This is a genomic window from Moraxella bovoculi (assembly GCF_000988745.2).
GTDB lineage: Bacteria > Pseudomonadota > Gammaproteobacteria > Pseudomonadales > Moraxellaceae > Moraxella > Moraxella bovoculi.
The window spans coordinates 297,131-310,651 of record NZ_CP011381.2; the positions used below are offsets into that span (position 1 = coordinate 297,131).

The following is a 13,521-nucleotide window of genomic DNA, read 5'->3' on the forward strand; positions in this document are numbered from 1 at the left end:
CATGTTTGATTGTCAATTTCGCCTAAGCCTTGGCAAAAAAATGCTTGATATCCACCTTGTCAAATCCGCCCCTGTGGTGGGTATTTTTGGACGGTCGGGAGCGGGCAAAAGTAGCATTTTGCACGCTTTGGCAGGGATTATCACGCCCACAGAGGGATATATTATCATTGATGGGCAGGTGTGGTTTGATGATAAGACCAATCTGTCACCCCAAAGTCGGCGTGTGGGGCTTGTCTTCCAAGATGCCCAGCTGTTTCCGCATAAATCGGTCATAGATAATCTGCTGTTTGGCTACAACAACATCACGCCAAGTGATAGGCGATTTAACCCTGATGAGATTATTGAATTACTAAAACTTGATACCCTAACCCACCGCCACCCAAAAAACCTATCAGGAGGTGAAAAACAACGTGTCGCCTTGGGGCGTGCGTTGCTATACTCGCCAAAGCTCCTGTTACTCGATGAGCCATTATCCGCCTTAGACCGTGAGCATAAGGATGAGATTTTACCGTTTTTTGAACATATTCGTGATACGCTGGCTATCCCTATGCTGTACGTTAGCCACGACAAAAGCGAGATTGAGCGATTGACAGATGAGATGCTTTATTTATAAAAGTTTTGGTCAATTACATCTCATACACAAACGCATCTGCCAGTTTGTCAAAGCCATTGACGCTGACCTTTAGGTCATGAATCAGCCCATCTTCTAGCCCATAAATCCAGCCGTGTATGGACAATTTTTGTCCCCTGTGCCATGCGTTTTGGACGATGGTGGTGTGGCAGACGTTGGTAACTTGGCGTTTGACATTGAGCTCACAGAGCAGGTCAGTCTGCCCATCAAGAGTAAGATTGGTAAATTTATCCAAATACTGATAATGAATGCCTTTGAGTGAGCGTAGCCAATTGTCAATCAGCCCAAACTCTTGGTGCGACAGTGCTGACCGCACCCCACCACAGCCATAATGCCCACAGACGATGATGTGTTCAACCTTTAGCATATCCACCGCATATTGTAGGGCAGATAGTAGATTCATGTCGGTGGCGACGACCATGTTCGCCACGTTGCGATGGACAAACAGCTCCCCTGGCATCAGTCCCACCACTTCATTGGCAGGCACGCGACTGTCAGAACAGCCAATCCAAAAATACCTGGGCGACTGCTGGCGGGCAAGGCGTGGAAAATAATCAGGGTCTCGGGCGGACAGACTCTCTGCCCAGAAACGGTTGGATTCTAGTAGGTCGGATAGCATGATGAATACCAAATAAAGCCAAATTATGACTTTAAAATAGCACACCCGCCTAAATCTACCATACCAAATACAGGCAGGATGGCTTAGCCAAAGGGGGTAGTTTTGGTGTGGAGATCAGCACTTTTGGGGAATGTGGTTTTTGGGATGATTTGGCTAAGATGGCACAAAATAGCCATACCAATAACATCATGAAATTAAATGACATATCTCATCAGGCGCATCTATTAGCGCTAGAAAGCCATCCCATCTTTGCGCTGCTGCCAAATACCCAGCAGGGCATTGATATCAAAAAATCCCTATTGTCGATGGTGTCTATCCATGAATACACCAAAGGCGAGATTGTGTTCTTGCAGCATAGCCCTGTGGTGAATTTATATTTTTTATTGGATGGGCGAGTGGATTGCCATCGGCAGCTGCCCAGCGGCCAAGAATCGCTCATCGCTCAGTATGACAGCATCGGACTTATTAACGAAAGCGTGCTTTGGGATTGGCAAAAGACCGATCGTGAAGACTTATCTGCACTTCAAAACAAAGAAACCATCGCTGCTAAGCATTCGGCGCTGCTTAGCACCAAAGGCGGTATCCATCAGCTCACTGCCACCAGTTGCGGTACGTCACTCGTGGCAAGCCTGTGCGTGGAGAGTTATTTTAAGACGCTTGATGAGTTTGAGCTTGGTGGGCTGTTAAAATGGTTCTGCGAATGCATCAGCAAGCGATTGCATCATCACATTGTCAGCAGTGATTTACTGGCTTTCGTGCAGGCAAAATCTAAGCTAAGCTATTATTTTATCACGCATTATCCGATTGATAAGCCTTTTAAGCTGCTATGCACCCAAAAGCAATTGGCGGGACAAATTGGTCTGCGCCCAGAGACTTTATCGCGCACCTTAAAAGAAATGATGGCGGCAAACCTCATCAAAAAAGAAGGCGCCACCTATCAAATCATCGACATCGAAGGGCTGCTGGCTCTTGTTAGCGAATAAGCTAGCTTGGTAAATGATTAACCGCCCACACGGCAGCTTCCACGCGCGTGCGAAGTCCGATTTTTGCCAATATGTGCTTAACGTGTACTTTGACGGTGGATTCGGCAATACCCAGCTTATTACCGATCATCTTATTGCTCATGCCGTCTTTGATCATGTGAAGTACTTGTAATTCTCTGTCGGTAAGGTCTAGCGTGGCTTCTGATTGGTTGGGCTTTCTCATGGCAGCCGCTAGGATGGGCGCAAGTGCAGGGCTGATCACCAGCTCACCGCGCAGGATTCGGCGAATATTACCGATGATTTTCTCTGGCTCCATGTCCTTTAATAGATAGCCATCAGCACCCAGCTCTAGCGCGTCTTGCACATCTTTTAGATTGTCTGACACTGTGAATAATAGCACCTTTACACCAATCTCGCGTTCGCGCACGGCTTTTAGTGTCTCAATGCCATTCATGATGGGCATGTTGTGATCTAATACGATAAGATCGACATCGTGCTGGGCTAAGAAGTCAAGCGCTTCACCACCATGATTGGCTTGTCCTATGACACTAACGTCAATCTCTAGATTTAGTAAATCAGACAGTCCGCGTCTTAGCATCGGATGATCATCGACGAGCAGTAGTTTGGCGGGATTTTCGGCGGTGTATATCTTTTGACTCATGAGTTACCTTTTGGCTGATATTGCAATATTGGCTTTATTAATTTAATTGGTCACTTGATGATTTAATTCGTCATCGAGTGCCTAAGTTAGAGTGTTGATTTCGTCATCGCTCCAGCTGTTTAGTTTGGTTTTTGGGGGTGGTGATTTGGATTGTTTTAAGAAAAACTGCGGCATGAATCGTACCGAGACTTGTGTGCCGTGCGGTACGGCGTTAGAGATATCAATCATGCCGCCAAGGTTTACGGCGCGCTCACCCATGGTGCTAAGCCCGTAATGACCTTGTTTTTGTTTGTCGCTTTGTTCGATGCCGATGCCATCGTCTTTGATTATCATGACGACATCTTGGCTGGCGCTGTCTTGGCATAGTGCTAGGCTTACGTGACTGGCCCTGGCGTGTTTTAGGATGTTGGAGAGTGCCTCGCGTATGATCTGCAGTAGGTCAATCTGCTCTGAAGCGGACAGATGCACGGTTAGAATCTGATTGTCAAACGCGGTGCTAAATCCGCCTTTTTGGGCAAATTCATCCATCGTTGCAGACAGAATCTCATTAAAATCCCCGCCATCGATGCGCAGGCGGAATGTGGTCAATAGATCGCGAAGCTGTCCATAGGCGGCATTTAGCCCTTCGGTCATCTGAGTGAGTAGCTGAGCCTGTTTGGCATGTGATTCTGATAGAAAGGCGCGAGTCCCATCATCAAGCGAGTTTTGGCTTTGCTGCATGAGTGTTTTTAGCATGCTTAGCTGTATCTTTAGATATGATAATGATTGAGCGATGGAGTCGTGCAGTTCACGCGCTAGGGTGTTGCGTTCTTCTGACAGTAGCAGCTCTTGTTCTTGTTTCTTCTTTTCTTTTGAGACGAGTGCCAGCGCAACCAAGTTGGCCAGTGCAATCAATAAATCCTCTTGAGGTAAGAATTGATTGTCGTCCAGATTCACCACGTCGATTTTTAGTTGGCTTTCTTTGGCGTTATTGACGAGCAGCTCGCCCCAGCGTCTGCCCGATGCTTCGATGGGGATGATGCGTGTGTTGCTGTGCGCTTTTAATTGGCATTCATCGCAATCCTCAGGAGTACAAAACTCAGGAATCTCTTTATCTGACAGCGATAGGATGATGTTGTTCTGATTGTCTTCTTCGTGTAGGCACAATGACATCTCGCTGTTGGGGAGCAGAGCGGAGAATTCTTTAACTAGAGATTGAAGTTGTAGGCTGGATAGGTTGCCTGTGACGATTTTTTGAGCGAAGTTATACAGCGCATAGATCGCCTGATTGGCCTGCGTAAGGTGTGCGGTAGTGCGGCGAACCTCGCTTTTTAATTGGCTTTGATGCGTGTTAATAGTGCCAAGCATCGCACTCATCGCATCGGAGAGCTGATTGATTTCTCGGTAGCCCTTGACTGACAGATTGCTACTGGCAAGCTTTAGGCTGCCTTGCCTGTAGGAGTTGGTGGTCTCGGTGAGTCGTTTTAGGGGGATTAGGGCGTTTTTATTTAGCTCGTGCATGCCGATGATCATGGCGGTCAAGATCAGCAGTAGCGTACCGATGTGCAGGTATTGCTGCTGCTGACTACGCACTTCGCTGCGTTTTTGAATGTCTAGCACGAAGTTATTAACTTTGGTCAGATAAACCAGCGACGATTCATAAAAGCCGATATTATCTTCTGATAGCAGGCGTGGTTGTAGATTGTCATGCCATAGATTTTCTATTTTTATTAAGGATTGATCGATGTTGTCATGTTGGTTGCCGGCTAGGGATTGGTAATTGCGTAGCTGTGACAGGCGCATCAGCATGTCTTCGTTCAATGCCTGAACGTCAATGGGTGTGCCTTTGGCATCGATGCTTAGGGCGTGACTGATGCGGTAAGTTGCCATGCGAATGGCACCGGCTTGGTTGATGGCTTGGGCGTCCGCCTTGGCGACTTTAGATAAAGAAAAACTCATCGCGCCTAAGATTGCGATGATCAGCGTAATAAACATCACCATCGTCCACGCACGCGTGACAAAGGAATGATGAAAATCAAATCGCTTCAAGATACCGTTCATCATGTCATTATTCGCCATGATACCCCTAAAGAATTGCCATGATGAATTGGAGTTGATTTTTAGCAATTATTCCAAAAATCCTGCCAGAATTCATCTTTTAAATCCATGAAAAATATGGTGTTTTTATAATATAATTCCGTATTTTTTTCCATACCACTAAAGTATTAAGCATGCATCATAACAAAAAATAACCAAAGGAAAAATTGATTAGAATCAATTTTTTTAGAATAAATATTTCTTATCATAAGACTAATAAATGTTCAGAGTTTATAAGGCTTTGGCAATAATTTTCTTAATCTTAATAACGCCAACCTTCTGACAAGGAGAAGATGATGGCAACAGAAGCAACCAAACAAAATCTCGTGCTGGCGTCGTCCACGATCGCATTTACTGTATGCTTTATGATTTGGATGATGTTTGCGGTCCTGGGGATTCCCATCCAAGAAGCGCTTGGATTAAATGAAACTGAATTCGGTCTGCTGGCGGCGACACCAGTATTGACAGGCTCTCTCATTCGTCTGCCGCTGGGCATGATGACGGATAAATATGGCGGACGCATTGTGTTTTTTGTGCTGATGATGGCGACCGTTGTGCCGATTTTCTTGATGAGTTACGCCACGCAGTATTGGCAGTTTTTGATCTTGGGTCTGTTTGCAGGTCTGGCAGGCGGTTCGTTCTCGGTGGGTATCGCCTATGTCGCCAAATGGTTCAAGCAGGAGCGTCAAGGCTTTGCCATGGGTGTGTTTGGTGCGGGTAATGCAGGTTCAGCACTGACTAAGATGGTAGGCCCTGCGATCATTGCGTATGGTGGCTGGCAGTTCTTACCAAAAGTCTATGCAGGCATTATGCTGATCACTGCCATTGGTTTTTGGTTCTTATCATTTGACAAAAAAGAACACCACACCGCAAGTAATGTCAGCGTGGCCAGCCAATTGGCGGTGCTAAAAGACCCGAACGTATGGCGTTATAGTCAGTACTATTCTATCGTGTTCGGTGGTTATGTCGCCCTTGCTCTGTGGATGACCAAATACTATGTCAATGAGTATGGATTTACACTTCAAACAGCGGCATTCCTAGCAGCGTGCTTTAGTTTGCCTGGTGGTGTGCTGCGGGCGCTGGGTGGCTGGTTGTCGGACAAATACTCAGCCCATACTGTAACATGGTGGGTATTGTGGGCGTCATTCTTGTTCTTGTTCGTTCTGTCTTATCCGCAGACAAGCCTTATCGTACAAACCGTCGATGGTGAGCGCGCCTTTAACATCGGCCTAAATTCTGCTGTCTTTACCGTCTTAATTTTCCTGTTAGGCATTGCCTTTGCCATCGGTAAAGCGTCCGTGTTCAAATACCTATCGGACGAATATAAAGACAACATGGGTGCGGTCTCTGGCGTGGTCGGTCTGGCAGGGGGCTTGGGCGGATTCATCTTGCCCATCATGTTCGGCGTGGCGGTGGACATTACAGGCGTTCGTTCATCAGCGTTTATGATCATGTTTGGCGTGGTATGGGTGAGCTTGATCTGGATCTACATCTCGGAAGTTAAGCCTAAGATGGAAGAAGGGCATCAAGCCATGCTAAAAATGAAAAACCAAAAATGAGCATGACTGATATAGGCAGACAATCTTTATGGATTGTCTGTTTTTTATTGTCTAAATAAATTCATCTACCCCCAAAGTATCATAGTTGGCTGGGTTTGTCAGTCATTAGGATAAGCGAAATTTTGCGCAAATCTGTCTACAATGTCAATCATCAAAAATCCTTAACTTTAATCAATCCAAGTGAGTGATCTGCAGATCGCATCATTCCTAGAAGGGGGAGATATGACAAATAAAGAACTAAAAGGCGGGGGCGTGATTCACGACTGGCGACCCGAAGATGATGAGTTTTGGGAAAATGGCGGTAAGCAGACTGCCAGTCGCAACCTATGGATTTCTATTCCTGCTCTACTGCTAGGCTTTGCGGTATGGGTGATTTGGTCGGTGGTGGTCGTGCGTATGCCTGATGCTGGCTTTAATTTTACCAAAGACCAACTATTTTGGCTTACCGCCTTACCTGCCTTATCAGGGGCGACTTTGCGGATTTTTTATTCGTTTATGGTGCCTGTGTTTGGTGGACGGCGGTGGACGGCTCTGTCCACGGCAAGCCTGCTTGTTCCCATGCTGTGGATGGGATTTGCTCTACAAAACCCCAATACGCCATTTGGTGTCTTTGTCATCATCGCCCTGCTTTGCGGATTGGGTGGTGGTAACTTCTCGTCTAGTATGTCCAACATCTCGTTTTTTTATCCCAAATCCAAGCAAGGCATGGCTTTGGGTCTAAACGCAGGGCTTGGCAACTTGGGCGTATCTACCGTGCAGTTTGTCGTGCCTGCGGTCATCGGCTTGTCAGTCATTGGCACGGTTGTTACGCTTGATAACGGTAAGACCCTGTATCTGCACAACGCTGCCTTTGTATGGGTGCCGTTTATCGCTTTGATGGCGACACTTGCGTGGTTTTTTATGAATGACTTATCGTCCGCCAAAGCGTCTTTTAAAGACCAGTCTGTCATTTTCAAACGCTATCACAACTGGGTTATGTGCATCCTATATCTTGGCACGTTTGGCTCGTTCATCGGCTTTTCGGCGGCGTTTCCCATGCTTATCAAGCAGTCTTTTGCTGATGTTGACCCGCTAAAAGTCGCTTTTTTAGGACCGTTAGTGGGGGCGATGTTCCGTCCTGTTGGGGGTTGGCTCGCTGACAAGATGGGCGGGGCTAGGGTGACGTTTTTTAACTTCATTGTCATGGCGGCAGCGACCGTTGGCGTGATTGTCTTTTTGCCAAAAGATGGCACAGGCGGTAGTTTTGCAGGGTATTTTGCGTGCTTTATGGTGCTATTTATTACCACGGGTATCGGCAACGGCTCGACATTTCGCATGATTCCTGTCATCTTTCGCACCCTGCATGAACGCAAAAACTCGCCCGACCTTATCAATGTCGCTCGCAAAGAATCGGCGGCGGTGGTCGGCTTTACAGGGGCGTTCGCTGCTTATGGCGGGTTCTTTATCCCTAAGATGTTCGGCTGGTTTGGGGCGAACAGCACGCTTATCATGCTCATCGTTTTTTATGTGCTTTGCCTTGTGATTACATGGTGGTATTATAGCCGTAAAGGGGCGGAATATCCGTGCTAATCGCACCATAAAAGCGTCAAAAACAGCTCTTCATGGGCTGTTTTTTGTTGCATTAAAGATATAAAACAAATCTTAAAAAGATTTATAATATCGTCATCTAAACACATGTGGCACGAACAGGCTCGTGTCCTTGGTTATGGCGGTGTAATCTTCGCGCACTCCGATGCCTGCGGCACTATGTCCGACGATCCAGCTGCCGATGAGCGTATGCATGGTCTGACCTCTGGCGTTGACGAAAGTCGGTAGAGCATGCGCCTGCTGATAGACGTGACCTTCTTTACCGTAGATGCCATCGGTGGTCTCGATGCCTGCCGAGGTGTGCAGGCTGACGTTTGCGCCTTCACGAGAGAAGAAAGGTTTTTTGACAAAATCCCCAGATAAGCGACCCTCATCCAGATAGGCAGGCAGTAGATTTGGGTGGTTTGGGAACAGCTCCCATAGCACCGCAAGCAAGGCTTTATTGCTAAATAATAGCTTATAAGCAGGCTCGATAAACTGCGTGCCACTACCTAGGATGTGCTTACCAAAGTCTTCTTCAACAAGCCATTCCCACGGGTATAGCTTGAACAGCTGACGAATTGGCGCATCATGCAAATCGACGAATTTACCATCTGATGTGCGATGACCGATGTCATGAATGTCAATAAAACGCGTATCAAGACCAGCTTGTACCGCCACGTCCTGTAGGTAGCGCGTGGTGATGTAGTCTTCTTCGTTGCTTGCGACAGCGGTGAAGTATAGAGGGCTGTCGCCTTTTAGTGCCTTGAATTCGACCATCAGCCTTTCATGGATGCTGTTAAACTGATCAGCATCGGCAAGCTCGCCATTTCTGGCTTGTAGCCAGTACCACTGCGCGACACTGCCCTCAAACAGAGAAGTTGGCGTATCGGCATTATACTCGTACATCTTGGGCGTGTTCGTGCCATCATAGCACAAGTCAAAACGCCCATATAAAGTCGGCTCTTGTGCCTTAAAACTCGACTCAATCAACGCGGCTGCGACATCATTTACCCCAAGGCGGGCATAATCGCCTGTCTGCACGACGTGTCTGGTCGCGGCAAAATACATCTGATGCAGCTCTTCGGTAACGCGCTCAATCTCATCAATCTGCGCTTCGCTAAAGACATAACAGGCATCTTCTTGCCAGTAGTTGCCATCGACACTGTGATAATCAAAGCCGATGCGAAGCATCTCATCTTGCCAATTCTGACGTGGGGCGATATTAACTCGCTTCACGAAGTCGCTCCCACGCTTGATGATTTGGCTGTGCTGCCAAAACCACTGCGGTTGGTGGTTTGGTTTTGATTTTGTGCTTGATTGCTTTGATAGTTTTGGGTGCTTTGGGCGGCACTTTGACGCGCGCCAGCTGCTTGACCACTCTGAGCAGATTGCGCTTGGTTGGTGGCGGCTGGCTGCTGTGTCATGGTGGGGGTCTGCGCGTTTTTTGATGCATTTGCCACACGGTTATTGGCGGCCTTGGTGGCAAGATAACCCGCCGCTGCACCTGCTGCTGCACCCGCTAAGAGTGCGCCACCTGCGCCCATACCACCCTCAGCGCTCGCTTCACCTTCGACGGCTGCTTGCTCATCTAGTATGGCAGTCGCATCGCCTTCAAGCTGTGCAGCGGCGTTGTTGAGCTGTTCTGCTTCTGCTTTGGCTTGTGCGGCGGCCAGACGTTCTTGGGCAGCGATAAGTTCACGCTCAGCATCTGCCAAGGACTGCTCGCTGGTCTTAGGTGCTTCACTTGGTGCAGGCGCACAGGCGGACAGACCTAGCGCGCCAACACCTAGAAGTACCAGTGAGATATTTTTGGATGATTTACGAGTTTTGTGGTTCATTGAAATGGACTGCCTTAGTTGCCAGAATTTAAAAGGGGCGATCAAATCGCACCGGTAATGATTATTATGCGGATAAATGAGTGATTTTACAAGGAATTTTTGGCATAAATGCTGTCTGCTGATTGCCAATATATTTCCCAAAACGCCAAGTCATGCTATAATCTAGCTGATTTATGTTTTTAATTTAACCCCTTGATGCGGTAATATCTCATGCCTGATACTCATTCCAAAAATGTCGCCAAAGTAGGTTTTTTTGGTCGTCTATGGCAAGGTTTTTTGACGACGGTCGGCACAGAGCGTTTTTTTAATATTTTCTCCCCATGGGTGAAATGGCTTGCGCTTATCGCTGCGGTACTGCTTGGCATTGGTACGGTATGGGGTTTGGGATTTGCACCACCTGATTATCTGCAGGGCAACAGCTATCGTATTATTTTTATTCATGTGCCGGCGGCCAGCCTTGCCATGAGTATTTATTTTGCGCTCGCGGTGCTTGGGGTGATTTTTTTGGTGTGGAAAATTAAGACTGCCAACATCGTCGCTCAGGCGATCGCCCCGATCGGCTTTGTGTTTTGTATACTTAGTCTTTTGACAGGTTCGATTTGGGCGAAGCCAACTTGGGGAACGTACTGGGTGTGGGATGCGCGATTGACCTCGATGCTGATTTTGGCGTTTTTGTATGTTGGGGTGATGGCGCTGTTTTCTGCCTTTGAGCACAGTCAGAACCGCGGCAAGGCAGCAGCGATTCTATCGATCGTGGGTGCGGTGAATCTGCCCATTATCAAGTACTCGGTGGAATGGTGGAATACGCTACATCAAGGCGCGACTTTTACCGTGACGAATGCGCCAAAGATGTCAGCGAGTATGTGGGTGCCATTGCTTATCATGCTGTTTGGCATGTACTTCTTGGTGGCGGCACTTGCCATCTATCGCACCAATTCACTGATCTTGGCTCGTGATTATAATAAATCATGGGTGCAAAAACTCATTAACAAGCCAGCCAACCCAAACTAAACAACAGGGGAGCAAGCGATGAAACCATATTTTTCTAATGTCAGCGACTTTGTGCAGATGGGTGGTCATGGCGCGTTCGTATGGGCGTGCTACAGCATCACCTTTGTGGCGATCGCTGTGTTGATTTGGCATGCGATCTCTGAACGTACGTCAACCATCGTTCGATTGCAGCGCCAAGCCAATACCACCAAAAAAACCAATCGCCTAACCAATAAACAGCGCAAAGAATTAGGCACTGGTACACCACGCTAACCACCTTTTAAATACACTTATAAAGACAAAGAAATCATGAATAACGTTCGACAAAAAAAGCTCATGTGGGTCATCGCCATGCTCGTTGGCGCGGTGATTGCCGTTGGTCTGATTCTGTACGCCATTCGCCAGCAGACGGATTATTATTTTGACCCGACAGCCATCGCAGCAGGTAAAGCCCCTGAAGAAAAGCGCATCCGCGCGGGCGGTATGGTCGTTGCAGGTAGCGTTAAGCGAGATCCTAGCGACCAGCTTAACGTTCAATTTGAGATCACGGACTACAAAGAAGTCGTGCCTGTGACTTATCGCGGCGTATTGCCTGATTTATTCGCTGAGAATTCAGGCATTGTGGCGACTGGCGAGCTAAAAGATGGCGTGTTCGTTGCATCTGAAGTACTTGCCAAGCATGATGAGAATTACATGCCGCCAGAAGTCGCCAAATCGCTCAAACAAGAACACGCCGAACGTGGTGCAGATGTGAGCGGTGAACAGTTCACGCCTGCTGTGCCGATGTCGGAGATTGATGAGCGTAACGCTCAAAAATAATGCACTTAAAAATCGTAATGATATTAGTTGTGAGGATTTAACCATACCAACAAAAAACCCTTTGATGATCAAAGGGTTTTTGTTGTGATTAAAGCTTGGAGAATTACCAGCCTTTAACCACACCGTCTTTAAATTGTTTCTTAGCTTCGGCTTCTACTTCGTCAGTTTGGTATGCTTTGACGAAGTTTTGGACGGCTTCTGAGTCCTTGTTGTCGCTGCGTGCTACGATGATGTTCACATACGGCGAGTCTTTAGCTTCAACGAATACGCCATCTTCAGCAGTCAGACCTACTTGACCTGCGTAGTTGTTATTCACAACCGCCAGATCCACATCGTCCAGTGCGCGCGCGGCCACAGAGGTATCAACTTCTTTGATAACAAGGTTTTTTGGGTTTTCAACGATGTCAAGCGAGGTTGAGAATAGATTGTTGATGTCTTTTAGCTTGATTAGACCTTGTTTTTCAAGCAAAATCAACGCACGAGCTAGGTTTGATGGGTCATTTGGCACAGCGATGGTAGCGCCGTCTTTTAGCTCATCTAAAGATTTGATTTTCTTGGAGTAGCCTGCCAATGGGTACACGAAAGTATTGCCCACGATGACCAGATTGTCCAGCTTCTTCTCGGAGCTGTCTTTGTCAAGATAAGGCTTGTGCTGCATGGCGTTCGCGTCTAGATCTCCATTTGATACCGCGGTGTTCGGTAGGGCGTAGTCGTTGAATTCTACATATTCAACGGTCAGACCGTATTTTTCTTTAGCGACTTTGGCGGCAACTTCTGCCACTGCGTGCTCAGGGCCGCTCATGACGCCTACTTTGATGGTTTGTGCGACTTGGTCAGTGTCAGCAGGCGCTGCTGCTTGCTCTGCTTTTTTGTCGCCGCCACAGCCTGCAATTGCGATACTAGAGGCTAGAACACATAGACCGAAAAATTTATTTAATTTCATGATGATACTCTTTAATTCACGATGGATCGGTTAAACTGAGGTTGAATGAAATAAGGCTGCATATACAACTATGTGCGTATTAAACCATAAATTCGCTTAATAATTCAATATGCACCGATAGCTTAATTTAGAAATTTATTATTCCATTTTGGAAAATAGTCAGCATTTATCGATGATCGACTTTCTCAGCCAATACATCGCCAGCTTTTTGGCAAATCATCACAATCGCTACGATGATGATGGTAGCGATCCATTTAACATAAATCATACCACGATGTTCGCCGTAGCTGATGGCGAGATTACCAAGACCACCGCCGCCGACCACGCCTGCCATCGCCGAGTAGCCGATGAGCGAGACGAGCGTGAGCGTGATGGCATTGATGATCATCGGCAGGCTCTCTGGCAAGTAGTATTTGCTGACGACTTGCCAATGCGTCGCCCCCATGGATTTGGCAGCTTCAGTAAGCCCTGTAGGGATCTCAGTAAGCGCATTGGCGGTAAGCCGCGCAAAGAATGGTATCGCCGCCACGCTCAATGGAACGATCGCTGCAGTCGTGCCAAGGGTCGTACCCACGAGTAGGCGTGTCACAGGTAGTAGGATGATCAGCAGAATGATAAATGGCACAGAGCGACCGATGTTAATGATGACATCCAGAATGCGAAATAAAGTCGTGTTCTGTAGAATGCGACCTTTGCCTGTCAAAAACGCCAGAAATCCGAGCGGTAAGCCCACAACCACAGCAATCAACGTCGCGGCCAGCCCCATATAGATGGTCTCATAGGTCGATTTGGCGACCATCTCCCACATCTTAGGATGTAGTTCGGTCATAAAA

Annotated in this window: 14 protein-coding genes; 7 read left to right on the forward strand and 7 right to left on the reverse strand. The window is 47.4% G+C overall.

Features of this window, described 5'->3' with window-relative positions; all coding sequences use genetic code 11:
- Nucleotide 1: 1 nt before the first annotated feature.
- Nucleotides 2-613 (forward strand): ATP-binding cassette domain-containing protein, encoded by a 612-nt coding sequence (locus AAX10_RS01370; protein WP_046699637.1) that lies wholly within the window; start codon nt 2-4, stop codon nt 611-613.
- A gap of 13 nt (nt 614-626) precedes the next feature.
- Here AAX10_RS01370 and can read toward each other — a convergent pair whose 3' ends face one another.
- Nucleotides 627-1,250 carry a carbonate dehydratase gene (gene can / locus AAX10_RS01375; protein WP_046699638.1) on the reverse strand — a complete coding sequence of 208 codons (624 nt, stop codon included), beginning with the start codon at nt 1,248-1,250 and terminating at the stop codon, nt 627-629.
- 158 nt (nt 1,251-1,408) lie between these two features.
- Between can and AAX10_RS01380 the strand changes: the two genes are divergently transcribed.
- Entirely contained in the window at nt 1,409-2,233 is an 825-nt protein-coding gene (locus AAX10_RS01380) for a Crp/Fnr family transcriptional regulator (protein ID WP_149038822.1), read from the forward strand.
- 1 nt (nt 2,234) lies between these two features.
- Here the strand turns inward: AAX10_RS01380 and narL are convergent, their stop codons facing one another.
- Both narL and AAX10_RS01390 read right to left on the reverse strand, forming a co-directional pair.
- Nucleotides 2,235-2,894, reverse strand: coding sequence for a two-component system response regulator NarL (gene narL / locus AAX10_RS01385; protein WP_036363547.1), 660 nt, complete (start codon nt 2,892-2,894; stop codon nt 2,235-2,237).
- 81 nt (nt 2,895-2,975) lie between these two features.
- A complete protein-coding gene (locus AAX10_RS01390) occupies nt 2,976-4,952 on the reverse strand; it encodes an ATP-binding protein (RefSeq protein WP_046699639.1) in 1,977 nt (658 codons plus the stop codon).
- Nucleotides 4,953-5,266: 314 nt separating this feature from the next.
- Here AAX10_RS01390 and AAX10_RS01395 point away from each other — a divergent pair, with 314 nt between their 5' ends.
- Together AAX10_RS01395 and AAX10_RS01400 are read left to right on the forward strand one after the other, a co-directional pair.
- Nucleotides 5,267-6,529, forward strand: a complete 1,263-nt coding sequence (locus AAX10_RS01395) for an MFS transporter (RefSeq protein ID WP_046697788.1) — start codon at nt 5,267-5,269, stop codon at nt 6,527-6,529.
- A gap of 222 nt (nt 6,530-6,751) precedes the next feature.
- The gene (locus AAX10_RS01400; RefSeq protein WP_046699640.1) at nt 6,752-8,098 is read left to right on the forward strand and encodes a NarK family nitrate/nitrite MFS transporter; all 1,347 of its coding nucleotides are present in this window, start codon (nt 6,752-6,754) and stop codon (nt 8,096-8,098) included.
- Nucleotides 8,099-8,191: 93 nt separating this feature from the next.
- Here the strand turns inward: AAX10_RS01400 and AAX10_RS01405 are convergent, their stop codons facing one another.
- Together AAX10_RS01405 and AAX10_RS01410 are read right to left on the reverse strand one after the other, a co-directional pair.
- Nucleotides 8,192-9,334 carry a glutathionylspermidine synthase family protein gene (locus AAX10_RS01405; protein ID WP_046699641.1) on the reverse strand — a complete coding sequence of 381 codons (1,143 nt, stop codon included), beginning with the start codon at nt 9,332-9,334 and terminating at the stop codon, nt 8,192-8,194.
- Nucleotides 9,331-9,936 (reverse strand): hypothetical protein, encoded by a 606-nt coding sequence (locus AAX10_RS01410; RefSeq protein WP_226997794.1) that lies wholly within the window; start codon nt 9,934-9,936, stop codon nt 9,331-9,333. The genes AAX10_RS01405 and AAX10_RS01410 overlap by 4 nt, the downstream gene beginning before the upstream one ends.
- 210 nt (nt 9,937-10,146) lie before the next feature.
- On the opposite strand from AAX10_RS01410, the gene AAX10_RS01415 reads away from it, so the two are divergent.
- Genes AAX10_RS01415 through ccmE form a run of 3 tightly spaced genes read left to right on the forward strand, consistent with a single transcriptional unit; the run spans nt 10,147 to nt 11,745 of the window.
- The gene (locus tag AAX10_RS01415) at nt 10,147-10,947 is read left to right on the forward strand and encodes a heme ABC transporter permease (RefSeq protein ID WP_046699642.1); all 801 of its coding nucleotides are present in this window, start codon (nt 10,147-10,149) and stop codon (nt 10,945-10,947) included.
- A gap of 18 nt (nt 10,948-10,965) precedes the next feature.
- The gene (gene ccmD / locus AAX10_RS01420) at nt 10,966-11,199 is read left to right on the forward strand and encodes a heme exporter protein CcmD (RefSeq protein WP_046699643.1); all 234 of its coding nucleotides are present in this window, start codon (nt 10,966-10,968) and stop codon (nt 11,197-11,199) included.
- A gap of 36 nt (nt 11,200-11,235) precedes the next feature.
- The gene (gene ccmE / locus AAX10_RS01425) at nt 11,236-11,745 is read left to right on the forward strand and encodes a cytochrome c maturation protein CcmE (protein ID WP_036363567.1); all 510 of its coding nucleotides are present in this window, start codon (nt 11,236-11,238) and stop codon (nt 11,743-11,745) included.
- 103 nt (nt 11,746-11,848) lie between these two features.
- On the opposite strand, the gene AAX10_RS01430 is transcribed toward ccmE, so the two are convergent.
- Nucleotides 11,849-12,688, reverse strand: a complete 840-nt coding sequence (locus AAX10_RS01430) for a MetQ/NlpA family lipoprotein (RefSeq protein ID WP_036365776.1) — start codon at nt 12,686-12,688, stop codon at nt 11,849-11,851.
- 166 nt (nt 12,689-12,854) lie between these two features.
- Nucleotides 12,855-13,517: a methionine ABC transporter permease gene (locus tag AAX10_RS01435; RefSeq protein WP_226997795.1), complete on the reverse strand. Its 663-nt coding sequence runs from the start codon at nt 13,515-13,517 to the stop codon at nt 12,855-12,857.
- Between the last annotated feature and the right edge of the window lie 4 nt (nt 13,518-13,521).

Bases quoted from the DNA above. Each gene is read 5' to 3' on its own strand.
- AAX10_RS01435 (WP_226997795.1), bottom strand. From the start codon at position 13,517: ATGACCGAACTACATCCTAAGATGTGGGAGATGGTCGCCAAATCGACC.
- AAX10_RS01380 (WP_149038822.1), top strand. From the start codon at position 1,409: ATGGCACAAAATAGCCATACCAATAACATCATGAAATTAAATGACATA.
- ccmD (WP_046699643.1), top strand. From the start codon at position 10,966: ATGAAACCATATTTTTCTAATGTCAGCGACTTTGTGCAGATGGGTGGT.
- AAX10_RS01410 (WP_226997794.1), bottom strand. From the start codon at position 9,936: ATGAACCACAAAACTCGTAAATCATCCAAAAATATCTCACTGGTACTT.
- AAX10_RS01415 (WP_046699642.1), top strand. From the start codon at position 10,147: ATGCCTGATACTCATTCCAAAAATGTCGCCAAAGTAGGTTTTTTTGGT.
- AAX10_RS01430 (WP_036365776.1), bottom strand. From the start codon at position 12,688: ATGAAATTAAATAAATTTTTCGGTCTATGTGTTCTAGCCTCTAGTATC.
- ccmE (WP_036363567.1), top strand. From the start codon at position 11,236: ATGAATAACGTTCGACAAAAAAAGCTCATGTGGGTCATCGCCATGCTC.
- AAX10_RS01390 (WP_046699639.1), bottom strand. From the start codon at position 4,952: ATGGCGAATAATGACATGATGAACGGTATCTTGAAGCGATTTGATTTT.
- AAX10_RS01400 (WP_046699640.1), top strand. From the start codon at position 6,752: ATGACAAATAAAGAACTAAAAGGCGGGGGCGTGATTCACGACTGGCGA.
- AAX10_RS01370 (WP_046699637.1), top strand. From the start codon at position 2: ATGTTTGATTGTCAATTTCGCCTAAGCCTTGGCAAAAAAATGCTTGAT.
- can (WP_046699638.1), bottom strand. From the start codon at position 1,250: ATGCTATCCGACCTACTAGAATCCAACCGTTTCTGGGCAGAGAGTCTG.
- AAX10_RS01395 (WP_046697788.1), top strand. From the start codon at position 5,267: ATGGCAACAGAAGCAACCAAACAAAATCTCGTGCTGGCGTCGTCCACG.
- narL (WP_036363547.1), bottom strand. From the start codon at position 2,894: ATGAGTCAAAAGATATACACCGCCGAAAATCCCGCCAAACTACTGCTC.